Source organism: Halopelagius fulvigenes (assembly GCF_042662625.1).
Lineage (GTDB): Archaea > Halobacteriota > Halobacteria > Halobacteriales > Haloferacaceae > Halopelagius > Halopelagius fulvigenes.
Map to the genome: position 1 here is coordinate 94,812 of NZ_JBHSXH010000009.1, position 23,758 is coordinate 118,569.

General features: G+C 67.7%; 26 protein-coding genes. 7 read left to right on the forward strand and 19 right to left on the reverse strand.

Annotation, left to right across the window (positions count from 1 at the left end; all coding sequences use genetic code 11):
• Positions 1-136 precede the first annotated feature (136 nt).
• Positions 137-604, forward strand: a complete 468-nt coding sequence (locus ACFQEV_RS02720; RefSeq protein ID WP_379692448.1) for a hypothetical protein — start codon at positions 137-139, stop codon at positions 602-604.
• 195 nt (positions 605-799) lie between these two features.
• Here the strand turns inward: ACFQEV_RS02720 and pepF are convergent, their stop codons facing one another.
• The 3 genes from pepF to ACFQEV_RS19875 form a co-directional block, all read right to left on the reverse strand.
• Complete coding sequence (gene pepF, locus ACFQEV_RS02725; RefSeq protein ID WP_379692449.1) at positions 800-2,599, reverse strand: oligoendopeptidase F; 1,800 nt, start codon at positions 2,597-2,599, stop codon at positions 800-802.
• Between the two features lie 218 nt (positions 2,600-2,817).
• Positions 2,818-3,024 (reverse strand): hypothetical protein, encoded by a 207-nt coding sequence (locus ACFQEV_RS02730; protein WP_379692450.1) that lies wholly within the window; start codon positions 3,022-3,024, stop codon positions 2,818-2,820.
• Between the two features lie 152 nt (positions 3,025-3,176).
• On the reverse strand, positions 3,177-3,332 hold the full coding sequence (locus ACFQEV_RS19875; RefSeq protein ID WP_464391808.1) for a DUF7563 family protein: 156 nt from the start codon (positions 3,330-3,332) through the stop codon (positions 3,177-3,179).
• Between the two features lie 112 nt (positions 3,333-3,444).
• On the opposite strand from ACFQEV_RS19875, the gene ACFQEV_RS02735 reads away from it, so the two are divergent.
• Positions 3,445-4,107, forward strand: coding sequence for an RNA 2'-phosphotransferase (locus ACFQEV_RS02735; protein WP_379692452.1), 663 nt, complete (start codon positions 3,445-3,447; stop codon positions 4,105-4,107).
• 47 nt (positions 4,108-4,154) lie between these two features.
• Complete coding sequence (locus ACFQEV_RS02740) at positions 4,155-5,510, forward strand: M28 family peptidase (RefSeq protein ID WP_379692453.1); 1,356 nt, start codon at positions 4,155-4,157, stop codon at positions 5,508-5,510.
• Between the two features lies 1 nt (position 5,511).
• On the opposite strand, the gene ACFQEV_RS02745 is transcribed toward ACFQEV_RS02740, so the two are convergent.
• From ACFQEV_RS02745 to truA, 3 genes are all read right to left on the reverse strand, one after another.
• Positions 5,512-5,760, reverse strand: a complete 249-nt coding sequence (locus ACFQEV_RS02745) for a hypothetical protein (RefSeq protein ID WP_379692455.1) — start codon at positions 5,758-5,760, stop codon at positions 5,512-5,514.
• Positions 5,761-5,792: 32 nt separating this feature from the next.
• Positions 5,793-6,440, reverse strand: coding sequence for an HAD family hydrolase (locus tag ACFQEV_RS02750; protein WP_379692456.1), 648 nt, complete (start codon positions 6,438-6,440; stop codon positions 5,793-5,795).
• Between the two features lie 65 nt (positions 6,441-6,505).
• The gene (gene truA / locus ACFQEV_RS02755) at positions 6,506-7,324 is read right to left on the reverse strand and encodes a tRNA pseudouridine(38-40) synthase TruA (protein ID WP_379692458.1); all 819 of its coding nucleotides are present in this window, start codon (positions 7,322-7,324) and stop codon (positions 6,506-6,508) included.
• A 177-nt stretch (positions 7,325-7,501) separates the two neighbouring features.
• Here truA and ACFQEV_RS02760 point away from each other — a divergent pair, with 177 nt between their 5' ends.
• Positions 7,502-8,956, forward strand: coding sequence for a sulfatase (locus ACFQEV_RS02760; RefSeq protein WP_379692459.1), 1,455 nt, complete (start codon positions 7,502-7,504; stop codon positions 8,954-8,956).
• A gap of 1 nt (position 8,957) precedes the next feature.
• Here the strand turns inward: ACFQEV_RS02760 and ACFQEV_RS02765 are convergent, their stop codons facing one another.
• From ACFQEV_RS02765 to ACFQEV_RS02810, 10 genes are all read right to left on the reverse strand, one after another.
• Positions 8,958-10,385 (reverse strand): sulfatase-like hydrolase/transferase, encoded by a 1,428-nt coding sequence (locus ACFQEV_RS02765; protein ID WP_379692461.1) that lies wholly within the window; start codon positions 10,383-10,385, stop codon positions 8,958-8,960.
• Between the two features lie 59 nt (positions 10,386-10,444).
• On the reverse strand, positions 10,445-11,740 hold the full coding sequence (gene hisS / locus ACFQEV_RS02770; RefSeq protein WP_379692462.1) for a histidine--tRNA ligase: 1,296 nt from the start codon (positions 11,738-11,740) through the stop codon (positions 10,445-10,447).
• Positions 11,741-11,794: 54 nt separating this feature from the next.
• On the reverse strand, positions 11,795-12,994 hold the full coding sequence (locus ACFQEV_RS02775; RefSeq protein ID WP_379692463.1) for an outer membrane protein assembly factor BamB family protein: 1,200 nt from the start codon (positions 12,992-12,994) through the stop codon (positions 11,795-11,797).
• A gap of 78 nt (positions 12,995-13,072) precedes the next feature.
• Positions 13,073-13,249: a glycine zipper domain-containing protein gene (locus ACFQEV_RS02780; RefSeq protein WP_379692465.1), complete on the reverse strand. Its 177-nt coding sequence runs from the start codon at positions 13,247-13,249 to the stop codon at positions 13,073-13,075.
• An 89-nt stretch (positions 13,250-13,338) separates the two neighbouring features.
• Positions 13,339-14,268, reverse strand: coding sequence for an EamA family transporter (locus ACFQEV_RS02785; RefSeq protein ID WP_379692467.1), 930 nt, complete (start codon positions 14,266-14,268; stop codon positions 13,339-13,341).
• Positions 14,269-14,323: 55 nt separating this feature from the next.
• Positions 14,324-14,914, reverse strand: a complete 591-nt coding sequence (locus tag ACFQEV_RS02790) for a DUF7411 family protein (protein WP_379692469.1) — start codon at positions 14,912-14,914, stop codon at positions 14,324-14,326.
• A 7-nt stretch (positions 14,915-14,921) separates the two neighbouring features.
• Complete coding sequence (locus ACFQEV_RS02795; RefSeq protein WP_379692471.1) at positions 14,922-15,284, reverse strand: DNA-binding protein; 363 nt, start codon at positions 15,282-15,284, stop codon at positions 14,922-14,924.
• 109 nt (positions 15,285-15,393) lie between these two features.
• Positions 15,394-15,849 carry a 30S ribosomal protein S19e gene (locus ACFQEV_RS02800; RefSeq protein ID WP_379692473.1) on the reverse strand — a complete coding sequence of 152 codons (456 nt, stop codon included), beginning with the start codon at positions 15,847-15,849 and terminating at the stop codon, positions 15,394-15,396.
• Positions 15,850-15,998: 149 nt separating this feature from the next.
• Entirely contained in the window at positions 15,999-16,271 is a 273-nt protein-coding gene (locus tag ACFQEV_RS02805) for a HalOD1 output domain-containing protein (protein ID WP_379692475.1), read from the reverse strand.
• A gap of 143 nt (positions 16,272-16,414) precedes the next feature.
• A complete protein-coding gene (locus ACFQEV_RS02810) occupies positions 16,415-17,452 on the reverse strand; it encodes a lysylphosphatidylglycerol synthase transmembrane domain-containing protein (protein WP_379692477.1) in 1,038 nt (345 codons plus the stop codon).
• Between the two features lie 146 nt (positions 17,453-17,598).
• Here ACFQEV_RS02810 and thiL point away from each other — a divergent pair, with 146 nt between their 5' ends.
• Positions 17,599-18,486, forward strand: a complete 888-nt coding sequence (thiL, locus tag ACFQEV_RS02815; protein WP_379692479.1) for a thiamine-phosphate kinase — start codon at positions 17,599-17,601, stop codon at positions 18,484-18,486.
• Between the two features lie 25 nt (positions 18,487-18,511).
• On the opposite strand, the gene ACFQEV_RS02820 is transcribed toward thiL, so the two are convergent.
• The 3 genes from ACFQEV_RS02820 to ACFQEV_RS02830 all read right to left on the reverse strand — a co-directional run bounded on the left by ACFQEV_RS02820 (position 18,512) and on the right by ACFQEV_RS02830 (position 21,206).
• Positions 18,512-19,651, reverse strand: a complete 1,140-nt coding sequence (locus ACFQEV_RS02820) for a site-2 protease family protein (protein ID WP_379692480.1) — start codon at positions 19,649-19,651, stop codon at positions 18,512-18,514.
• A 166-nt stretch (positions 19,652-19,817) separates the two neighbouring features.
• Positions 19,818-20,081 carry a DUF7123 family protein gene (locus ACFQEV_RS02825; protein WP_379692481.1) on the reverse strand — a complete coding sequence of 88 codons (264 nt, stop codon included), beginning with the start codon at positions 20,079-20,081 and terminating at the stop codon, positions 19,818-19,820.
• A 312-nt stretch (positions 20,082-20,393) separates the two neighbouring features.
• Positions 20,394-21,206: a molybdopterin synthase gene (locus ACFQEV_RS02830; RefSeq protein WP_379692482.1), complete on the reverse strand. Its 813-nt coding sequence runs from the start codon at positions 21,204-21,206 to the stop codon at positions 20,394-20,396.
• A 166-nt stretch (positions 21,207-21,372) separates the two neighbouring features.
• On the opposite strand from ACFQEV_RS02830, the gene pyrH reads away from it, so the two are divergent.
• Positions 21,373-22,092: a UMP kinase gene (pyrH, locus tag ACFQEV_RS02835; RefSeq protein ID WP_379692484.1), complete on the forward strand. Its 720-nt coding sequence runs from the start codon at positions 21,373-21,375 to the stop codon at positions 22,090-22,092.
• Entirely contained in the window at positions 22,093-23,754 is a 1,662-nt protein-coding gene (gene lysS, locus ACFQEV_RS02840) for a lysine--tRNA ligase (RefSeq protein ID WP_379692485.1), read from the forward strand.
• Positions 23,755-23,758: the final 4 nt, after the last annotated feature.

Here is a 23,758-nt window from a genome sequence, read left to right on the forward strand (position 1 = left end):
GAATACGGGGCGCGTATCAGTCGTCGGTTCAGCGCTCGATGTGGGCGCTAATCGAATCGCTCGACGGAGGTGATCGATGTACCATCGGGCCTGCGAGCGAGCTATCGTTAAGCAGTTGTCAGCTATACATCGTACGATGACCGCCGAATCGAATCCACTACTCGAACGGTTAGACGCGTTCGTTGGGGAATGGGAGATGGGAATGTCGATCAATGGCCAGACGCATACGGGTGCACGTGCGAGGTTCGAATGGATAGAGGACGGGGCCTTCCTTGCGTATCGCGGAGAGGCAGGGAACACGTCTGAAATGACCACCGAAATAGGTGAAAACTCACCGCTCCCCACCGTCTCGATTATCGGAGTAGACGATTCAAACGAGCAGTTTACGATGCTCTATTCGGATGCTCGCGGTGTCTTTCGCGTGTATCAAATGGCTCTGAGCGACGGCAAGTGGGAACTCTGGCGGGAGGCACCGGGGTTCTCACAGCGTTTTACTGGGGCACTCAGCGACGACGGCGATACAATCACCGGTACGTGGGAGAAGTCAGAGGATGGTACTGAATGGGAGCACGATTTCGACCTGACGTATACGAAAGTCAGATAGCGGATCGGCCCGAGAGGCCGGAATAGTCTCAGTGACGCCGGAAATATGCCGAGATAAAGGGAGCTGAACTACTGTTCTCTTCGCACGCCGACGTAGCGGTCGGTTCGGCACCGGTCGGACGAAATAAACGAGGTCTCCGTGAGAGGCGTATCCCGTTCTGAGTGCCCTAAAAAGAGGAAGACCGCCGTGCCGTTACTATTCGAGGTCCAGCAACTCGGCTATCTCGTCTAAGTACTCGCCGTACACCGACAGGGCGGACTCGATGGGTTCGGGAGACGCCATGTCCACGCCCGCCGTCTCCAACACCTCGATGGGGTACTTCGACCCGCCGAGGGCGAGTGCCTCGCGGTAGTCCGCGGCGGCGTCCTCGCCTTCTTCGAGGATGCGTTCGACGATGGCGACGGCCGCCGAGATGCCCGTCGAGTACTGGTAGACGTAGTAGTTGTAGTAGAAGTGCGGGATGCGCATCCACTCGCGGGCGATTCGGTCGTCCGTCTCGGCGGGGTCGTAGAACTCCGCCTTCAGGTCGCCGTACATCTCGTCGAGTCGGTCCGGCGTGAGCGCGCCGCCCTCCTCGCTTATCTCGTGCATCCGCAGTTCGAAGTCCGCGAACATCGTCTGGCGGTACAGCGTCGAACGGAACCGTTCGAGGTACTCGTCTAAGACGTGCGTGCGGAGTTCGTCGTCCTCGGCGTTCTCCAGGAGGTAGTGCGTCAGGAGCGTCTCGTTGACCGTCGAGGCGACTTCGGCGACGAAGATCTCGTAGTCGGCGTACTGCCAGGGTTGCTCCTCCTTCGCCAACTCCGAGTGCATCGAGTGGCCGAGTTCGTGGGCCAAGGTGAACATCGAGGCGATGTCGTCCTGGTAGTTCATCATGATGAACGGTTGGGTGTCGTACGTCCCCGAGGAGAACGCGCCCGCGCGCTTGCCGCGATTCTCGTAGACGTCCACCCAGCGGGACTCCAAGCCCTCCGCGAGGCGTTCTTGGTACTCCTCGCCGAGGGGCGCGACGGCCTCGACGATGTACTCCTTCGCCTCCTCGTAGGTGATTTCGGGACCCTCCTCGCCCGTCAGCGACATGTAGAGGTCCCACATCTGGAGGTCTTCGACGTCGAGTGCCTCCCGCTTCAGTTCGGCGTGGCGGTGGAGGTAATCGAGGTTGTCGCGGACGGTTCCGAGCAGGTTGTCGTACACCTCGACGGGGACGTTCGGGCCGTCGAGGGCGGCTTCGCGGGCGGTGTCGTAGTTCCGCGCTCTGGCGTACTTCACGTCCTTCTTGACGCTGTTCTTCAGCGCCGTCCCGACGGAGTTGCGCACGTCCTCCCACTCGTCGTAGAACTGCTCGTACACCTCGCGGCGGAACTCGCGGTTCGAGTGCTTCTGGAGCTTCATGAAGTTGCCCTGCGATATCTCGATCTCCTCGCCCTCGGGGCTCTCGACGGTGGGGAACGTCATGTCCGCGTTCGAGAGCATGTTGTAGATGTCGCTCGACGCGCCCGCCACCTCGCCCAACTCCGCGAGGAGTTCCTCGACTTCGGCGGAGCGAGTGTGGGGCTTCATGCGGAGGACGTCATCGAAGAAGTGCTCGTACTCGGCCAGTTCGGGCACCTCCTCGACGAACGCCTCGACGTCGGACTCGTCGAGTTCCTGCAGTTCCGGTTCGACGAAGCTGGCCGCCGAGGACGCCTGCGACGCCAGCGACTGCGCTTTCGTCGAGAGCGCTTGGTACTCCTGATTTCGGGTGTCCTCCGCGCTCCGGAGGCTGGCGTAGTTCGCCACCTTCGACACGTCGCGCATGATGTCCTCCTGCAGTTCGAGCAGTTCGAGCAGGGTTTCGGGGCTCTCGGTGACGCGGCCCTCGTAGGCCGAGAGGTCGTCGAGACGCTCTCTGACGTCCTCGAACGCCGCCTCCCACTCGTCGTCGCTGGCGTAGATGTCCTCGACGTCCCACTTGTACTCTCGCTCGATTTCGCTCCGCTCGGGAACCGAACTCATACGTCTCCCCACCGTCGGTGTCTTGGTAAGCCTTGCCTATTCCGGTGCGGCGGCGCGTTCGCCTCCGTCGCGCCGCCGGGCGTTCGAGGAGGCGACGGCGAGAGCGGTTCGAGAACGTGACTGTCCGTCGAACGCGCACAGAGTACTTCATCCGGACGCCCGAAGGGTCGCCCATGGCCCGCAGTCCGACCAGACGACGAGTCGTTACAGGCGCCGCATCAGCGCTCGCTCTCGCCCTCGCCGGGTGTTCGGGACTCGGCGGCGGCGGAGAAGGTGGAGAAGGTGGAGAAGGTGGCGAAGGTGGCGAAGGCGGGGAGGGCGGCGGAGAAGGCGGAGAAGGCGGCGGAGAAGGCGGAGAAGGCGGAGAGGGCGGCGGAGAAGGCGGAGAAGGCGGAGAGGGCGGCGAAGGCGGCGGAGGCGAGCAAGAGGACTGAAGTCGGCTCCGGATGCGTCTCCGCCGGGAGTCGCACGAACCGAGGAAGGGTGCCTTCGACGCGTCCGACGACTCGTCTCCCGCCGGAGACGCACCCTCAGCTAGGGGAAGAACCGTCGATCAGGTAGCGAGTACCGGATTCGATTAGTGCCGCGTCGCGCGCGCCTCGCGCACGTCCGCTCCGTCTCTGACTTTGTCTTCGCAGTTCGGACACACACGGGGATTGTCCATCTCGTCCGGGGCGAAAACTCGGACGTACTCCGCGGTGACGAACGAACCACAGTTTTCACATTCCGGCATCGTTCCCCCAGGTTCGTGTTCGTAGAGAATAATATTTAGGGCTAGTAGGGAGTCGATACGACCCGTTCGACCGTCATCAGGCTCTTTAGCGCCCGTCCCGTCGCTTCCGACGATGAGCGCGATTCGTCGCTGTCGAGACCACGGTTTCTTCGACGGAGATGCGTGTCCCGCCTGCGGCGTCGGCGGGCGCGTCGTCCTCTCCTCGGAGCGTCGAACTCGACTCTCGAAGTTCGTCAGCGGTGCGCTTCGGCACTTCCCGGACGACGCGGGTGTCAACGTCTCCGAGGCTGGATGGGCCGAGTTCGCCGACCTGCTTTCGGCGGTCGAACGGAAGTACGACTGGGCGGACGAGGAGGCACTCCGCGGCGTCATCGCCGCGGATCCGAAGGGGCGATTCGAACGCGACGGGGGGCGCGTCAGGGCCGCGTACGGCCACTCCATCGACGTCGACCTCGACGCGGACGCGGACGGAAACGCCGGCGACGAGGACGATCCGATTCCGGACGTCCTCTACCACGGCACCGCGCCGCGAAATCTGGAGGCCATCCGCGAGGAGGGGTTGAAACCGATGAATCGGCGGGAAGTACACCTCTCGGAGTCCGTCGAGGAGGCCCGAGAGGTCGGGTCGCGCCACGCCTCGGATCCGGCGGTCCTCCGCGTGAACGCCGCGGGTCTCCGCGACTCCGGACGTGAGGTGCGGAAGCGCGGGAGGGCGGTGTACACGACCGAACGAGTCCCGCCAACGTTCCTCACGGTGCTCTCGGACGGCGAGTAACCCCAATCCCCCGCAACCCCTATCGGTGCGACGGACGACGCCGCGGTATGGACCGACGCGACTCACCGGCGGATGCGGATGCGCAAGCGGAGGCGGAGGCGGCGGCCCTCGGCCGGGCGTGGACCGACGACGTAGCGTGGGAGTTTCTCACCCGACTGACGAGCATCGGAAACCGGATGGCCGGGAGCGACGGCGAACGGCGCGCGGCGGAACTCGTCGCCGAGGCGTTCCGCGACGCCGGCGTCGCGGACGTGCGAGAGCGACCGTTCGAGATGAACGCGTGGCACCGAGGCGGGTCGTCGCTCGAACTGACCGCGCCCGACGAACGAACGTTCGACGCCGTCGCCCTGCCGTACTCGCCGTCGGGCGACGTGACGGCCGAACTCGCGGACGTGGGCCACGGGACGCCCGACGAGATAGACGAGGCGGACGTCGAGGGTAAGATAGCCGTCGCGTCGACCACCACGCCCTCGGGCGGGCGGTTCGTCCACCGGATGGAGAAGTTCGGCTACGCCGTCGAGTCCGGCGCGGAGGCGTTCGTCTTCGTCAACCACGTCCCCGGCCAACTCCCTCCGACCGGTTCGCTGACGTTCGGCGAGGAGGCCGCCGCCCCCGCCGTCGGCGTCAGCAAGGAGTCCGGCGCGTGGTTGACCGACTACGCCGACCGGGGCGCGACGGCGCGCCTGACCGTCGAAGCGGAGACGACGCCCGACGAGAGTCGGAACGTCGTCGGGCGCGTCGGCCCCGACACCGACGAGGAACTCCTCTTGGTCGCCCACTACGACGCCCACGACATCGCGGAGGGCGCGCTAGACAACGGATGCGGCATCGCCACCGTCGTCGTCGCGGCGCGAATCCTCGCGGCGATGGACCTCCCCCTCGGCGTCCGCGTCGCCGCCGTTGGATGCGAGGAGACCGGACTACTCGGTTCCGAACGCCTCGCGGAAGAACTCGACCGCGACCGACTGAAGGCCGTCGTCAACGTGGACGGCGCGGGTCGGTTCCGCGACTTGGTGGCGATGACGCACACCTCCGACGCCACCGAACGCGTCGCCCGCCGGGTGTCCGACCGAACGCGGCATCCGATCCGGATAAAGCCGGAACCGCACCCGTTCAGCGATCAGTGGCCGTTCGTCCGCGCGGGCGTCCCCGCCCTGCAACTCCACAGCGATAGCGGCGAACGCGGGCGCGGGTGGGGTCACACCCACGCCGACACCCGCGACAAGGTGGACGACCGGAACGTCCGCGAACACGCGATGCTGACCGCCCTCTTGGTCCGGGAACTCGCCGGGGAGGCGGAGGTGCCGCGACTCGACACCGATACGCTCGCGGCGGCGTTCCGCGCCGAGGACTTCGAGGCGGGGATGCGGGCGGCGAACCTCTGGCCCGACGAGTGGGCGTGACTCACTCCCGGTTCGACGGGGCGCGAGCGAACGCCTCGACGACGATTCCGATGCCGCGCGCGACGCGGACGCCGCCGACGTAGACGCCGACGAGGGTGGCGACCAACGAGATGACCACGCCGACGACACCTAGGTTCGACCCGAACATCGACCCGCCGCCCGCTATCAGGCCGAAGAGTGCGGCGCCGACGGTGAACTCCATCGCCGCATCGTAGGGTGCGTCTTCCTTGCTGGAGGGACTTTCGAGCATCATTGACTTATAGACAAAGATGAATATAAACGTTAACAGACGGAGACGACCTCTCGAAGCGACTGCACCTCGTACGTCGGGTCCGCGGCGAGTTCGTAGTCGGTGCGGTGGGGTCGGCGGACGAACGCGGAGTCGACGCCCGCGCGACGCGCGGCCAGAACGTCCACGTTGCTGTCTCCGACGTAGAGGACGTTCTCCGCGCCCAGTTTCTCGACGGCGTGAGCGAGGTAGTGCGGCGACGGCTTGCGCCGTCTGAACCCCTCAACGGACGGTTCGCGCCCGTACGTCACCTCGAACAGGCCCCCGAGGTCGAACCGTTCGACGAGGTGTTCGACCGCCTCGCGTTGGGTGTCCCCCACGACGGCCAGCGACTGGTCGAGCTTCGAGAGCGCGGACACGTCGTCGTAGAGCGCCTTTCGACCGCGTTCCATCGCCTCGATGTGGGCTGCGGCGGCCGCCGCCTCGTGTCGCTCCCAGAACGTCTCGTAGTCGAGGCCGTGAACGTCGCAGACGCGCCGGATGCGGGCGATGCTCCCGTGGACGACGCTGTCTACGCCCTCCGTGGTCGGTTCGACAGCGAACTCAGCGAACGCCGACCGGACCGCGCGGCGGCGCACGTCGGTGGCCGTCGGCACCGCCAACACGCCGTCGTCGTCGAAGATGACCGCGTCGTAACTCATACGGCGGACACTGGGCGCGGACCACCGTCGTCGTTGCTATGATGTCTGTGTTCGACTCGTGAGGGCTACCGAGATTGCGTACCTCCGTCCACGCCCTCTCGGATGCGCTCGGCGACGCGCGCCCGCACGAGGCCGTCGCGTCGCCGCCCCTCGAACACCTCGGCGGCACTCGCCGCCGCGTCGGGGTCCCGTTCGAACGTCAACTCGGGGTACGTCGCCTCGACGAGGACGAGGGGTTCCGGCGGCGCGGGCGGGATTCCGTCCGGCCCCTCGACGCTCTCGGGGCCGAGGAGGCGGTCCACGTCCGAGGGAGCGAGGTCACCGCTTCCGACGCCGCGGACGACGGAGACGAGTCTGCGGACGAGTTCGCGGGCGAACCCGCCGGCCGTCGCCCGGACGACGAGGAAGTCGCCGTCGCGTTCGACCGACAGCGAGAGGTCGCGTCTCGTCCCCGTCTCGTCCGGCGTGAGGTTGTGGAAGTCGCGTTCGCCCGAGAGGGCGTCCGCCGCAGCGCGCGCGCCGTCGTCGTCGAGTTCGGGCGCGTAGAGGTCGTAGACGTACGACCTGCGGACGGCGTCGTGGGTCGCGTGGAAGCCGTCGGGGGCGTCGGCGGCCGCCCACGCCCTGACGCTCCCGGGGAGGCGACTGTTCAGCGCCCGCGGCGAACACCACTTGGGACAGTCGAACGCCACTGTCTGCGCGAGTGCGGAGACGCCCGCGTCGGTCCGTCCGGCGGCGGCGTACCCCGGTGGCACCTCCTCCTCGTCGGTGACGCCGAGGGCGGCGAGGGTCGAGAGGAGGGCGTTCTCGACGGTCGGAACCGACGGCTGCCGCTGGAAGCCGTGGAACGGCCGACCGTCGTAGGCGAGGCGGAACGCGCGCACGTCCGGTGGTGGCCGCGCTCTCGACTTATCGTCCGCGGTTCGTCGCCGCGGGTGGTATATACAGCCCGAAAGCCAAAATCCGAGGGCCGTAACCTCACGGTTGCTTATGTCTACCGAGATGCGTCTCGTCCCGGGCGGCGCATCCGACCCCGCCGACCCGACGGAGGTGCGTCGGGGATGAACGGGCCGAACGTCGTCGTCGCCGTCCTCGACACGGTTCGGGGCCGGGACACGGTACCCGTGTCGTCCTCGCCGATGCCGACGCTCGCGGACGTCGCGGCGTCGGGAACCGAGTTCGCGAACGCCTTCTCCGTCGCGCCGTGGACGCTCCCCTCGCACGCGTCGATGTTCACCGGAACCTACCCCTCTCGACACGGGGCGCACGGCGGACACACCTACCTCGACGGTTCGCTCCGAACGCTCGCGGAGGCGTTCCGCGACGCCGGGTACGAGACGGTCGGCGTCTCGAACAACACGTGGGTGACGGCCGAGTTCGGGTTCGACCGCGGGTTTCGGACGTTTCGGAAGGGCTGGCAGTACATCCAGTCGGAGACGGACCTCGGAACCGTCACGCGGGCGGAACACCCGATGGCGAAACTGCGCGCCGCCGGCGACCGACTGTTCGACGGGAACCCGGTGGTCAACGCGGCGAACCTCCTCTACGACGAACTCGCGCCGGGCGACGGCGCGAAACGCGCGACGGCGTGGCTGGAGTCGTGGCTTCGGCGGCGCGAGGAGTCGCCCTTCTTCCTGTTTCTCAACTTCATCGAACCGCACACCGAGTACCGCCCGCCGCGGGAGTACGCCGAACCGTACCTCCCGCCGGGGGCGACGTACGAGGACGCGATGTCGCTCCGGCAGGACCCGAGAGCGTACGACGTGGGCGAGTACTCGCTGTCCGACCGCGAGTTCGAGATGCTCGAAGCGCTCTATCGGGGCTCTCTGGCCTACCTCGACGCCCAACTCGGTCGCCTCCGCGAGACGCTCGCCGCCGCGGGCGAGTGGGAGGACACGGTATTCGTCGCCCTCGGCGACCACGGCGAGAACGTCGGCGACCACGGCTTCTTCGGCCACCAGTACAACCTCCGCGACACGCTGTTGCACGTGCCGATGATACTCCGCGGCGGCCCGTTCGACGGCGGCGGTCGCCGGGAGGAACTCGTCCAGACGCTCGATTTAGCGCCCACGCTCCTCGACGCGGCGGGCGTTGACGACCCGACCCTGCGTCGGCAGTCGCAGGGCCGGTCGCTCCACCCCGACGCGGACGCGTCCCCCCGCCGCGCCGTCTTCGCCGAGTACCTCGCCCCGCAACCGTCGCCCGAATCGCTGGCCGAGCGATTCGACGAGATTCCCGACCGGGTGCGGTCGTTCGACCGGTCGCTGCGGGCGATACGGACCGCGGAGGAGAAGTACGTCCGCGGGTCCGACGGGTCCGAGCGGTACGTCCGCGTCGGCGGCGCGGGCGACTCGTCGGGGGCGCGGAACCGCGCGGCGGAGAACCGGGAGCGGACGAGACGGCTCTCGGACCGCCTCGACCGGTGGGTCGAGTCGTTCGACCACGCCGAGGCGAGCGGCGAGGTGTCGATGACGGACTCGACGCGCGAACGACTCTCGGACCTCGGCTACCTGTAGTTCACCGGAACGTCTTCGGAACCCACCCCGAGAGGGGGTCGTCCACCGCGTCCATCCACTCGACCAGTCGGTCCTGCATCTCGCGCCGAACGTCCGCGTAGTGGGGGTGGTCCGCGAGGTTCCGCAGCTCGTGCGGGTCCTCCCGCAGGTCGTACAGTTCGTTCGTGTCCGGGCCGTTGTAGACGAACTTGTAGCGGTCGGTGCGGACCATCCGCTGGGAGTAGAGGCCGAACTCGTCGCCGTGGTACTGCGCGTACGCCGAGTCGGGCCGCCCCTCGGGGCGGTCACCCGAGAGGAGGGGGACGAGACTCCGCGCGTGGATGTCGTCGGGAACGTCCGCGTCGCCCCACGAGAGGAACGTCGGCATCAGGTCGTGGAGGCCGACGAACGCGTCCGACTCCGACACCGTCTCCGCCGTCGGGTCGCGGACGAGAAGCGGGATTCGGTACGTCTGCTCGTACATCAGGGGCCCCTTGTTGAACTGGCGGTGGGACCCGGTGAAGTCGCCGTGGTCGGCGGCGTGGACCACTATCGTCTCCTCGTCCAACCCCGCCTCCGAGAGGGCGTCGAGTATCCGCCCGATCTGGTCGTCGATGAACGTCACGAAGCCGAAGTACTTCGCGACGAGTTCGGCCCACGTCTCCCAGTCGAACCCCTCGACGCCGCGGTAGCGCCGGTACTCGTCGTGCGCCCGCGGTTTCCCCTCGAACGTCTCGGCGTACGTCGGCCACGGGTCGATGTCGTCGGGGTCGTACATCGACGCGTACGGTTCGGGGATCACGTAGGGGTGGTGGGGGCCGAGGAAGTCCGTCCGGTGGAAGAAGGGGGCATCGTCGCCCCCGGCCCGTCGCGCTATCGCGTCCACGGTGAGGTCCGCGAGGAAGTACGTCCGCGTCGCCTCCGGCGGGAGCGACGTGGTACCGCTCACGAGCATCTCCTCGCCGTCGAACTCGGCGTACACCCGGTCCGTTATCTCCTCGTCGCCCACGTCGAGCGATTCGCGGTAGCGGCGGTACCGGTCGTCTAAGTTGTCGTGGTGCTTGTCGCTCCCGCCGAAGTACTCGAAGCCGAACGACTCGGGGCCGCGGTGCTGTCCGACGTGCCACTTGCCGACGTAACTGTTCTCGTACCCCGCGTCGGCGAGTAACTCGCCGAACGTCGACAGGCCCTCGGGTAGGTCTTTCCGAATCGCGTCGGCCTCGTGGCTGTTGTTCAGCATGCCGTGGGCGTGGGGGTACACCCCCGTCAGGACCGACGCGCGAGCGCTCGTGCAGATGCTCGTCGGCGTGTACGCGCGGTCGAACCACGTCCCCGACTCGCGGAGTCGGTCGATGTTGGGCGTCTCGACCGGCAGTCCGTCGGGGGCGACGAGGTCCGCCCGCTCTTGGTCTGCGAACAGAAACAGGACGTTGGGCCTCGTGTCCGTCATCGTAGGGAGGCGATTCCGGCCGACAGTAGGTCTGACGGCCGGTCGCCTCCCCTGTCCGGTTACTTGTAGTCCTCGTACGTCGGCGCGTCGTCGTCGCCGGGGAAGTCGTCGACGGGGACGGTGGTCTGGTCGCCCGACGACATCTCCTTTATCGTCACCTCGCCGTTCTCTAAGTCCTGCTCGCCGACGATGACGACCGTCTCGGCGTTGATGGAGTCGGCGTAGCCCATCTGCGCGCCGAAACTCCGCCCGGAGACGTCCGTCTCGACGACGTTGCCCGCCGCGCGGAGTTCGCGGACGATGTCGGCGGCGACTTCGCGGGTGTCGCCGATCTGGAGGACGTAGTAGTCCGTCGAGAGGGCCTCCTCGGGCCAGACGCCGGCGCGTTGACAGAGCAGTTGGAGGGTCGCGTCGCCGAGTGCGACGCCGACGGCGGGCGTCGATTGGCCGCCGAAGGACTCTATCAGGTCGTCGTACCGGCCGCCGCCGAACGCCGCCCGCGACACGTCGCCGGTGGAGTCGAAGCACTCGAAGACGACGCCCGTGTAGTAATCGAGACCGCGGGCCGTCGTCAGGGACACCTCGCAGTACTCGCCCGCGCCGAAGTCGTCGGCGGCCGAGAGGACCGCCCGCAGGTTCTCGACGGCCGACTCCACGTCGTCGCCGCCGAACTCCGCGATGGCGTCCAAGTCGCCGGTCGCGATGAGGTCGTCGAACTGCTGGGCGTCGCCGTACGAGAGGCCGGCGTCCGAGAGCAGACCGAGGTACTCCTCCTCCTCGACTTTCGCGCGCTTGTCCACGGCGCGGATGGCGTCGCGGGTGTCCACGTCGCCCTCGAAGGCGTCGAGGAGGCCGCCGAGGATGTCGCGGTGGGAGACGCGGAACTCGAAGTCGTCGGCCTCCAGACCCAAGGAGGTGAGGGCGTCGGCGGCGAACGCGAGGACTTCCGCGTCCGCCTCCGGCGCTTCGGAGCCGAAGATGTCCACGTTCGTCTGGTAGAACTCGCGGAACCGACCCTGTTGGACCTGCTCGAAGCGCCAGAACGGTCGCGTCGAGTACCACTTGATCGGCTTCGACAGTTCCTGCTGTTTGGCGACGACCATCCGGGCGACGGTGGGCGTCAACTCCGGCGTCATAGACACCTCGCGGCCGCCCTTGTCCTCGAAGGCGTACAGTTCCTCGACGATCTCCTCGCCGCTCTTGTCGACGTACATCTGCGTCCGTTCGAGCGTCGGCGTCCCGATCTCGCGGAACCCGTAGCGCGCGGCGGCGTCCTCCACCGTGTCGAACACCTGCCGCCGGGCCGACATCTCCTCGGGGTAGAAGTCTCGAAAGCCCTTGAGTCGGTCGTACATGTGCCGCGGTTCGGGAGTGTCGCGCTTGAAACTGTTGAACGAGGATTCGCCGCGTCAGTCGCCGTCGATTTCGAACCGCTCGACGCTCCACTCGGTCGAGACGTACAACGAATCGCCGCGCGCCGTCGCGCCGTTCACCCACCGACGCGACGGATCCCACCCGCACCGGTCGTCGGAACCGCTCTCGGAGATGTGGAATCGGTCGGTCCGGGTCCCCGCGTCGGTCACAGCGTAGACGTACCCGATGTGGTCCGCGACGCGGGCTTCGACGGACACCTCGTCGGCGCGGGCGGAGTCCGTCTGGTCCGTCTCGGAACGCAGTCCGGCGATTCCGCCGACCGGTGCCTCCGCGCGGAACCGCCACCGCTCTCGTCCGTCGCGGAGGCCGTACGAGACGGCGTTGCCCTCGTCGTCGCCGAGGAACAGTCTGTCCTCCGTCGCGTCGAGTGCCGTCGGCGTCCCCGGCGGCGTCGCCGTCCACGCCGCCTCGCCCGTCTTCGCGTCGAGGGCGACGACGGATTCGCCGCCCGCGACGACCGGTTGCCCGACGACGGCGTCCCGGGAGACGACCCATCGCTCCGAACCGTCGGCCGGGTCAAGACCGTACACCGTCCCCGACTCGGCGGCGACGACGAGGGTCCCCGCGACGACCGCCGGGTCCGAGAAGACGGACCGGTCCGTGTCGGCGGTCCAGCGAACCGTCCCCTCGCGGGCGTTGAGGGCGACGACGCGGTGGTCGTAGTCGGTATCGTCTGGGGGGTCGGAGTCGTCGGCGCGGGCGGTCGAGACGGCGACGAAGACGGTGCCGTCCGCGACTGCGGGGCGCGCCCACGCGCCGCCGCCGATGGTGTCCTCCTCGCTTCCGTCCCACACCCACAGGGTGTCGCCGGTGACCGGGTCGAAGGCGTGGACGGACTTGTTTCCGGTGCCGGCGTAGACGGCGTCGTCGGTGACCGCGGGCCGTCCCCACCCCGCGCCGGTCACCGTCCGCGCCCACGCCGCGCTTCCCTCCCACGAGTTGAGGGCGACGAGTCGGGCGGTCCCCCGGATTCCGGTCGCCCCGAACCACTCGCCGAGGAAGAGAGCGTCCGGTCCGAAGGCGGGCGTCGTCCAACTGCGCCCGGAGCGTTCCCACGTCGGTTCTCTTCGCGGCCGACAGGTCCCCGGGAGTCGGCGACCCGAGAGGAGGGAACCGACGCCGCCGATGGTCGCCGTACCGCCGACTGCGCGGAGAAACGTGCGTCTGGAGGGCATCGACCGGGAGTCGTTACGAATAGGTGATAAGTCTTCCCGACGGGACGAACCGCCGTACCGCTCGGACGCTTCCGTCGGTTAGCGTTCCCGCTTCGGCCACCCGGCTCCGAACGCGGGTCCGAGAGCCAGCCCGACGGCGATTCCGATCGCCAGATTCTCCATCGCGACGCCGATCGCGACCCCGACGGCGAGGCCGACCGCCATACCCTTCCCCATCGCGTCCCGACGACCGCTCTCCGATGTTTCACTCGACATGCTAGTCGTTCGTCGTGTCGGGAGATAAACTTATTCTCCCGGACGCTCGCGCTCTCGCCGCCGTTCGTCGGCGAGCGCTCGACGGGCCCTCAGAAGGGAAGCGCGGCCACCACGTCGCCGACGGAGCGGAAGTCGCCGCCGACGGCGATGAGCGAGACGCCGGCGACGGCGAGTACCGCCGCGACGAGTCGGATGCCGAAGTGACGCTCGCGTAAGACGACGCCGCCGAGAATCACGGCGACGATGGCTTGGGTGTTGACGATGGGCGAGGCGACGCTGGCGGGGACGAGGGCGAACGCCGTCGAGGTGACGTGTTCGCCGACGGCGACGACCGCGCCCGCGGCGGCGAACTTCGGAAGTGCGCCGCGAACGCTCGTCCACCGCCGGAGGGCGACGGGGAGGACGGCCAGTCCCGCGCCGGCGAACAGGACGGGCACCCAGGCGGCCGTCGGGATGGCGAGTTCCTGAAGCGCGACGCGCTTGCCCACGTCGCTCGCGGCGTAACAGGCGGCGCTCGCGAGTGCCAGCTGCGCGGGCCGAGAGTGGACGGCTCGCCGGAGGGGGTCCGAGAGCGCGCCGCCCCGGTAGTTGGCGACGTAGACGGCGAGCGTCGCCACGAGGACGCCCGTGATCTGGAGGGGGCCGAGGAACTGGTTCAGGAGGATGACCTCGATGGGGAGGACGAAGACGGGCGCGAGCTTGTTGATCGGCGCGACGTAGGAGACGTCGCCGTCGGCGAGGGCCTCCAAGAACAGGACGAACGCGATGCCGACGAGGGCGGCCGTTCCGGCGACGACGGCGACGCCGTAGAGGCCCAACTCACCGAGCGTCGGGACGGCGGCGGGGTCCGTCTCCATCACGGTGACGGGCAGGTACCAGAGGATGGCGAAGGCGTTGACGACGACGGTGACGACGGCCCCCGGATAGCCGCCGAAGTACTGCTTCAGAAGGAAGATGTACGTCCCCCAGACGACGGCGGCGACGAGAGAGTAGACGATACCGGGTTCGAGAGCGACCATTACGGAGTCGGTGACAGCCTCGGCGTAAGAGTCGTTCGGGTTTCGCTTCGAACCGTCACTTCAGCCCGCGGACGTACGTCTGCTCGTGGTCCGGAAACACCGTCGAGATGGTCTCCTGACCGTGTCGCTCCGCGAGCAACGCGCGGAGTTCCCCCTCGTAGTCGCCCTTGGGGATGCGCTCGGAGGGCCCCGACTCCACGTCGAGTTTCTCCTCGACGAGTTTGTCGACGGCGTGGCGGCCGAACCCGACGAGCGGAGAGAGGTAGTCGACGTCGTGTCTGTCTTCGAGGCTCTGCGCCTGCGCGCGGGAGACGGTCGGCACCCTGTCGTCCCGGCGCGTCCCGTCGGCGACGGCGGCCACGTCCAACTCGGCGACCCGTTCGAGGGCGTGTTCGTGGACGCGCTGGATGCCGTTTCTCGGGTAGCCGTCCTCGACCATCAGGTCGGCGGCGTCCTCGGCGACGGCGCGGTCCAACTCCACGGTGTCGAAGTCGTAGCCGAGTCTGTCGGCGGCGTCGCGGGCGTGCTTCCAGTCGTCGGTGACGCCGAACCGACCGGTGACGAGCGTCACGTCGTAGAAAGAATCGAGCAGTAGGGCGGCGAGCGTCGAGTCCTTCCCGCCGCTGTAGAGGAGCGCTAAATCCACGTTCGCGTCAGCGTCGACGGATGTTGAAGCTCTTCGAGTCAGGCTGAAGCTCCTTGAGGAGGCTCTTCATCTGGTCCTCGTCGATGCGGCCCTGGATGCGACCGCTCTGTGCGAGGGCGGTCACCTGTTTCTTGACCTTCTCCGCGAACTCCGGCTTCGACATCTCGACGGCGTTGAGACGCTGCCGAGCGCCGTCGGTGAGGTACTGCTTGAGGAGGGCGTCCTGTTGCGCCTCGGCGCGTTCGCGCGCCGCCTCCTGTGCGGCTTCGTCCCGGCCGCCGCCCTGCTGTCCCGCCTGTTCCTGCAACTCCTGCATCTTCTCCTCTCGCAGCTTCTGCAGCCGTTCGTCCTCGTCGGGATTTCCGCTCATATCGTACGATTCCGTCGCGCATCTGAAAACGATTACGGACAGGTCTGACAGGCGACGTGACGCTGCCGCTAGGGGTGACAGTTACCGAAAGCAGAATTCGACGGTCGACTCAGGCGTAGCGTTCGAGTTCCGGGCGGTCGAGCGACTCGAAGACCTCTGCTGCGGCGTTGTCGAGGAAGCTACGACCGTCGTCGGTGATGACGCGGCCGCGACCCTTCGCGGTGTTGACCAGACCCTCCTCCTCTAACTGCTGGAGGATGGTGCGGATGACCTTCTTGCTGCCCGTGTCGGAGTGCTTGCCGGCGACGCGGTAGCGGGTCGAACCCTTCTTTCGGCCGCCGTATTCCGTCGAGAGGCGGTCGATGCCGACGGGACCGTCGGTGGCGACCTTGCGGAGGAGCGACGCGGCGCGGACGTACCAGAAGTCGTCCTGTTGCGGCGGGAGTTCCCGCGTCTGCCCCGTCTTGACGAAGGCCATCCACTCGGGTTCCTCGATGCGTTCTTCGAGTCGTTCGGCGACGTCCTCGATGAGGGCGTCCGCCGGAACGTCATAGATGGTTACCATGGGTACTCGTTCCGGACGGCGTCGTTTAAAGCCATCGTATTCGGGCGGTACGCGACCGATGCGGCCTCTCGCCTCGACGCGTCACCAGACGGGTTCGAGGCGACCGTTCCGCGCCTCGGCGCGTCCCGCGCGTCGCGGCTATCCCCCGCTTACTCCATCTTCTCGAACGTCGCGTTCCCGTTCTGTTCGACGGTGATGCGGTACCCTTCGTAGCGGAACTGGACCCGCATCCGAGCCTCCGGCGACGGCGGATTCGAGAAGAGGTGGTCGAGGACGCCGTCCACGCGGTCGTAGGCGGTCGTCAACTCGGTCGGGTGGACCCCCTCCAAGTCGGCGACGACTTTGACGACTTCCACTCCGGGATTCTCCGCGTCCGTATCGAGCCGTCTTCGCGTCTCGCCACTATCAGACCAATTACTCATCTCGTAGTTGTATCTCGTATCCACGCACATAGGAGTGGTTGCCGTGCGGTTTTTCGACTTCTCCCGTCCGTGATACGGCCGGCGGGCCGAACCGACGGGTTCGGCCCCGGCGCACGGACGGACCCCGGGGCGGGTGCGACTCGCTACGCCCCGTTCGCGCGAGCGCTCACCCACGCCATCACGGTGCCGCCGATGAGGATGGGGATCCAGTACACCGCGCCGCGGAAGATGACGACGGCGGCGACGGCGATGGAGTTCGTGACGTTCGGGAGGGGGGCCGCGAGCAGGAGCAGAACGAGGACGCTCTCGATGCCGCCCGCTCCGCCCGGAAGCGGCGTCACGCCCGCTATCGCGCCGATGGGGACGACGAACAGGGCGATAGACAGCGGGATGTTGATTCCGATGGCCCTGAACGAGAGCCAGAGGCCGAGCATCTGGAAGGACCACCCGAAGGCGGACATCCCGAGCGCCAGCGCCAATCCGCGCGGGTTCGTCGCGATGCGTTCGATGGCGCGGAAGAAGCCGTTGATGCGCTTCTCGATGCCCTCCCTCGTTGGAGGGGTGATGCGCGGGACGCGCTCCGTGACCCACTGGATGCGCGGCGTCAGGCTCCTGACGATTCGCGTCTCCAGTTCGTACCGCCGCTGCCACGCGAGGTAGCCGATGGTGGGGACGGTCACCGCGAGGGCGACGACGGCCACGATAGCCAGCGCGAGGTCGCGGTTCGTCCCGAGGGTGACCTCCGTCGCGTAGTAGATAGCGCCCATGAGGGCGATGGTGATGGAGGGGACGAAGTTGAGCGTGTCCACGCTGGCGATGGCCGCGAGGCTCGTCTCGTACTCCGCGTCGGCGGTGCGGGTGATGAGGTAGGCGGTGACCGGTTCGCCGCCCGCCTGCCCGAACGGGGTGATGTTGTTCGAGAACATCGCCCCGTTGAAGATGAAGAACGACTTCGCGAACGACATCTCGACGCCGAGGACGCCCAACACCGTCCGAAGCGCGACGCTCCACGCCGCCAACCAACCGAGCGTGGTGGCGACGACGAGTGCGACGTACATGGGGTCGGCCCGTTGGAGGGTGCCGATCAGGTCGTCCACGCCGGCGTAGTAAAACAGCACCGCGAACACCGCGAACGCGCCGAGAAATCCCAGTACGGTGGCGCGGAGGTTCTCGCGGGCCATATCCCGACCGTCGGCCGTCCGCGGCATCAAGCCATCGAAAGTGACCGACGGCCGACGGGTACGACGGGATCCGGAGCCGGACCGACGCCGCAGCGCGGACCGGCGCGACGGGGTGGTTTTTTCGCCGTCGGGACGAGACAGTGAGCATGGACGAACGAACGGCGCTCCGAGCGCTCGCGGTGGACCTCCCCGGCGCGGGCGACGACGCCGCCGTCGTCGGCGCGCAGGTGGTGACGACGGACATGCTCCACGAGTCCACCGACTTCCCGGCGGGGACGACGCGGTACACCGCCGGGTGGCGCGCCGTCGGCGCGTCGCTCTCGGACGTGGCGGCAATGGGCGCGGCGGCCACGGCAGCGGTTGCGGCCTACGGCGCGCCCGCACTCGACGAGGACGAACTCCGCGCGTTCGTCGGCGGCGCGCGCGACGTCTGCGAGTCCGTCGGCGCGGAGTACGTCGGCGGCGACTTGGACACCCACGACGAGTTCACCGTCGCCACGACGGCCCTCGGCGACGTGAGCGACGACGGTGCGGTCCTCCGGTCCGGGGCGTCGTCTGGCGAGGTGGTCTGCGTCACCGGCGCTCTCGGCCGAAGCGCCGCCGGACTCCGCGCGTTCGAGGCGGGCGACGTCGAACGCGGGAACGACCTCTTTCGGTTCCCCCCGCGGGTCGCCTCGGGCGTCGCGGTCGCGCCGCACGCGACGGCGATGATGGATTCGAGCGACGGACTCGCGCGTTCGCTCCACCAACTCGCGGAGGCGTCCGACTGCGGGTTCGACGTGTCGTGGGACAGTCTCCCCGTCCACGACGCCGTCGCCGACTACGCCGGGGGCGACGGCGACGAGAGGGAGATGGCGGCGTACTTCGGCGAGGACTTCGAACTCGTGTTCACCGTCCCCGAGTCGGACCTCTCGGCGGTTCGGGCGTCGGCCCCCGTCCCGGTCACCGTCGTCGGCGAGGTGACGGCCGAGGGAATCGTCGCGGACGGCGAACCGGTCCCCGACGAGGGATACACCCACGCGTCGAACGGGTAGAGTCCGAGACGGAGCCCCCGCCCCTTCAGACGGTCATCACTTCGATGGGCACGAGGAGGAAACAGAGCGCTCCCAGCGCGAACGTGAGGAGACCGAGCGCCATGCGGGCTGGCCCTATCGGCGACTCGTCGATGGGGTCGGCGGGGCCCTTGAACGCGATGACCGTCGAGAACAGCCCCCAGAACGCCCACAGGCCGACGGACTCGCTGAGGTTGTTTCCGAGTCCGTAGTAGAGGTACCCCGAGAGGCCGAACAGGACGAGGGGGACGAACGCCGCGACGCGTTCCTGCGCCTCGCCGACCATCGCGCGGACGATGTGGCCGCCGTCGAGTTGCCCGACGGGGAGCAGGTTCAGGACGGTGAAGAACATCCCGACCCACCCGCCGATGATGACCGGGTGGACGGTGACCGTCGGGTCGGTGTACTCGGTCGGTCGGCCGAGTATCTCCGCGATGATGTTCAAAAGCGGCGGGTTGTTGAAGACGATGACCTCGCCGCCCTCCTGCACCGCCCACGACGGGATGGTCATCGGCGGCAGGGAGAGGCCGACCGCGGTGACGATGACCGTCGCGACCAGACCGGCCAACGGGCCGGCGACGCCGATGTCGAAGAGGGCCTCCCGGTCGGGCATCTGCCCGCGCATCTGGATTATCGCCCCGAGCGTCCCGAACGGGAAGACGAATGGGATGAGATAGGGGAGCGAGATGTCCACCCCGTGGTACCGTCCCACGACGTAGTGGCCGAGTTCGTGCGTCGCCAACACGCCGAGGACGGCGGCGGTGAACGGCCACGCCCGGAGGACGACCAGCGGGTTCGCCATCACCTCCGAGAGGGGGATGTAGTACCACGTTAGCGCGCCCACGAGCATCGTCGAGACGACGGTGGCGAGGAAGAGGCCGACGTTCTTCCACGGGACGCCCTCGACGCCCTCGGAGACGGGTCGGGCGACGATCACGTCCTCCCTGCCGGAGGCGGTCGAGGTGACCTGCACTTCGTATCCGGCGCGCCTGAAGACGGGCCACACCTCGCGGACGAGCATTCGCTCCGGGACAAGCGATTCGCCGTAGTAGAGGATGCGGTCACCGTCCCGGCGCGTCTCGTGGAGGTGAAACACCGACTGGAGGGCCTCGACCGGCGGGGCCTCCGCCGAATCGACGGATTCCATCGCTACACAAGTATGTCGCACGTCGGTATAAATCCCGTGACAGCGGGTGTCGTGACCGCTCGTCGTCGGCGGGCGGGGGAGGCCCCGCCGACGCGCGGCGGTCGGAACGGCGGAAGGAGTCGCGGGGACACTCGGGCGGCGGTCGTTCAGCGACGAACGCGCCCGCTCAGGCGTGGTTCGGTTCGATGCGCCACGTGGTCGCGCTCGTGTACGACCACTTCTCGATGGTCAGCTCCGTCGCGGACTCGCGGAGCTTGACCATCAGGGCGCCGATCTCCTTGGGCGAGAGACCGACCTCGTCCGCGATGAACTTCGACTTGAAGTACAGCTCGCCGTCCTGCGCCTTCTCGACGAGGTACTGCTTCAGACGGTCTTCTTTCGAGACGTTCTCGCTTGCGGACTCGGTGGAGGGGTTTGCGGTTGCGCTCATCTGTGTGACCTCACTTCCTCCATGCTTCCGGGAGAGTATATAAAGAAAGGAACGTTAGTGGGAATTCGACCGCTTTCACCCCTAAATAGCGAAAAATGCACGTTTCACGACGCTTCAGAAACCGATTAGACGTTTTAGAAACCGATATAAACGATTTGTTCTTTTGAGTAACGGATGAAAACATTGGATCCGTGAAGCGGAAGATATTGCCGGTTAGGTGGCGTTAAGACGGTATTTCTTGCTGGTTTTGTCCCCGTTCGGGCTCGGGTCGCCATCGCCGTCAGACGCGCGGCGGACGCGTACGCGGACGTTTCACGCCCGGTCGTGGACCCAGAAGTCGTCCTCGACGGTGGTCTCCTTCTTGAACAGCGGAACTTCGTCCTTCAAGCGGTTGATCCCGTCCTCCACCGCGCGGAACGCCTCCCCGCGGTGCCCGGCGAGGACGACGACGAAGACGATGTCCTCGCCGTCCTCGACGACGCCGGTTCGGTGGAACAGGAGGACTTCCTCGACGCCGTCGCGCGCCTCCAGTTCGGACTCGATGCTCGCCATTCGCTCCTCGGCGACGCCGTCGTACTTCTCGAACTCCAGCCGGACGGTTCGCGCGTCGTCCTCGTCGTCCTTCGCGCGGACGCGCCCGGTGAACGTGGCGATGGCGCCGGCGTACTCGGCCCGCGGCGACGCCTTCGCCCGTTCGACGAGGCGTTCGAGGGTGACGTGCGGTTCGCCCGCCTCCGCGAGTTCAGCGACGGCGTCGAGGTCGACCGACTCGGCGTCCTCGGCTTCGAGTTCGGCGTCGCCGGCCTCCGCCCCGCCGAGTGCCACCGTGGGCGCGCCGGCGTCGGGGAACCCCGACAGGAGCGCGTAGTCGTACGTCGCGGCCAACTCGTCAAGGACGTCGTCGAGCGTCTTCCCGTCGCCCGCGGCGACCCACGACCCGTCCGCGCCGAGTCCGTAGGCGGCGTCGCCATCCGACGGGGAGTCGAGCGACGGCACCGACTCCGCCGCGTCCCCGCCCGACACGTCCGAGAGCGATTCCACCGTCGCAACGCGCCCGTCGAGCAGGGGTGCGACTCGTTCGCACAGCGCCGTCGCCCCCGGCCCGACGACTCCGAGTAGGTGCATATCCGAAACGGCGGTCTGCGACGGGCTTTAGTGTTGCTCCGCGGGTCCGCTTCGGGCGCGAAGCGCCTCGCTCCGCGATAGGTCGGGCGAGGGACGGGTGAGTCGCGGCGTCAGTCCGTCGCGGACTTGATAACCCTTAAGACCGGTTCGTGGCAACGACGGGGCAATGAGAGTCGTCATTTCTATCGGCGGGAGCGTACTCGCGCCGGAACTCGACGCGAGACGCGTCGAGGGGCACGCGTCCGTCGTCGAGAACCTCGCCCGCGAGGGCTGCGAGATCGGTGCCGTCGTCGGCGGCGGCGGCGTCGCGCGCGACTACATCGGCGCGGCGCGGGACCTCGGAGCCAACGAGGTCCAACTCGACCAGATCGGCATCGACGTGACGCGGATCAACGCCCGCCTGCTCATCGCGGCACTCGGCCCGCGGGTGGACCCCAAGGTCGCGCACGACTACGAGGAGGCGGGCGACGCCATCCGCCGCGGGGACATCTCCGTCATGGGCGGCGTCATGCCCGGACAGACGACGGACGCCGTCGCGGCGGCCCTCGCGGAGTACGTCGACGCCGACCTCCTCGTCTACGGAACCAGCGTCAACGGCGTCTACAGTTCGGACCCGAGCGCCGACGACGGCGCGGAGAAGTACGACGAACTCTCCGCGTCAGAGCTCGTAGACGTCATCGCGCCGATGAGTCGCGACGCGGGGGCGTCCGCGCCCGTGGACCTCCTGGCGGCCAAACTCATCGAACGCTCGAAGGTTCGCACCATCGTCCTCGACGGGACCGACCCCGGGCGAATCGAACGCGCCGTCCTCTCGGGCGACCACGACGGGACGAACATCGTCCCCGAGGGCGTCGGCGACGAACCGAGCTACTGGGCACAGCAGTAGATGACCGAAGATACCCCCGAGTCCGAGGAACTCCCGTCCGTCGAAGCCGAGAGCGAAGCGACGGAGCACCGCGCCTTCTGGGCCGACGAGATAGCCGACCGGATAGAGGCCCGCGACCCGGAGGACCCCATCGTCGTCAAGGGCGGCGTCTCGCCGTCGGGCGTCCCCCACCTCGGCCACTTCAACGAGATAATGCGCGGCTACTTCGTCGCGGAGGCCCTCCGCGAACGCGGCCACGAGGTCCGACAGGTGTTCACCTCCGACGACAAGGACGCCCTCCGGAAGCTCCCGCGGAAACTCGCCGACGACGAGTGGAACATCGTCGGACTCGGCGACGTGAACGCGGGCGCACTCGGCCAGAACCTCGGGAAGCCCTACACGGACATCCCCGACCCCTTCGGCGAAGTCGGGTCGTACGGCGAACACTTCACCAACCTCCTCGAAGAGAGCGCGGAACTCATCGGCGTCCCCATCGAGATGGTGTCGAACACCGAACTGTACGAGAACGGCGACTTCGACCCCGTCGTCCGCCGCGTCCTCGAACGCGCCGACGAGGCGCGCGAGGTGCTGAGCGAGTATCAGGACAAGGTGGACGACGAGTACGTCCCGTTCATGGCGCAGTGCGAGGAGTGCGGCACGCTGACCCAGACGATAACGAGCGTGGACCTCGACTCGGAGACGGTCGAGTACGTCTGCGACGGCATCGACGCCGGCGACCGCCACATCGAGGGGTGCGGCCACGAGGGCACCGCCTCCTTCCGCGAGGGGAAACTGCCGTGGCGGTTCGAGTGGCCCGGCCAGTGGCAGGTCCTCGGCGTCGACTTCGAACCGTTCGGCAAGGACCACGCCGAGGGGTCGTGGCCATCCGGCGACGACATCGCGCGCAACGTCCTCGGCATCGAACCGCCGGTGCCGATGGTGTACGAGTGGTTCACGCTCAACGGCGACCCCCTCTCCTCTTCGGAGGGGAACATCGTCACCGTCGACGAGATCCTCGAACTCCTCGAACCGGAGGTGCTCCGGTACTTCTTCGTCCGCAACCCGAAGAAGGCCAAGGACTTCGACATCTCCCGTCTCGACCAACTGGTGGACGAGTTCGACCGCTTCGAGCGCATCTACTTCGGCGAGGAGGACGACGAGAACCTCGACGCCCTCGCCGACCGGGCGTACCCGTTCGTCGTGGACGAGGTGCGCGACGAACGCGTCCGTCTCCCCTACACGTTCGCGGCCGTCCTCGGCATGACCGACGACAGGGACCTCCGTATTCGGATGGCGACGAACGAGGGCTACTTCGACGATGACACCCCCGAGTGGGCCGTCGAGGAGGCTCTCGAACGTGTCGAACGCGCGCACGCGTGGGCGCAACGCCTCGACAACCAGTACAACTACCGTCTGCAGGCTGACCTGCCCGACGTGGCGTTCGACGCCGACGTCGAGGCGGCCTTGGCGGACCTGGCGGCGTTCGTCGAGGAGGGTCACGACGGCGAGGAGATACAGGGCGAGATATACGAGGCGGCGAAGCGACACGACGTGGACGTCGGCGAGTTCTTCGAGGCCGGCTACCGCCTGTTCTTCGACCAACCGCAGGGGCCGCGCCTCGGTGAGTTCCTCGGCGAACTCGACCGCGACCTCGTCGTGAAACGGTTGCGCCGGGAAGCCTGACCGG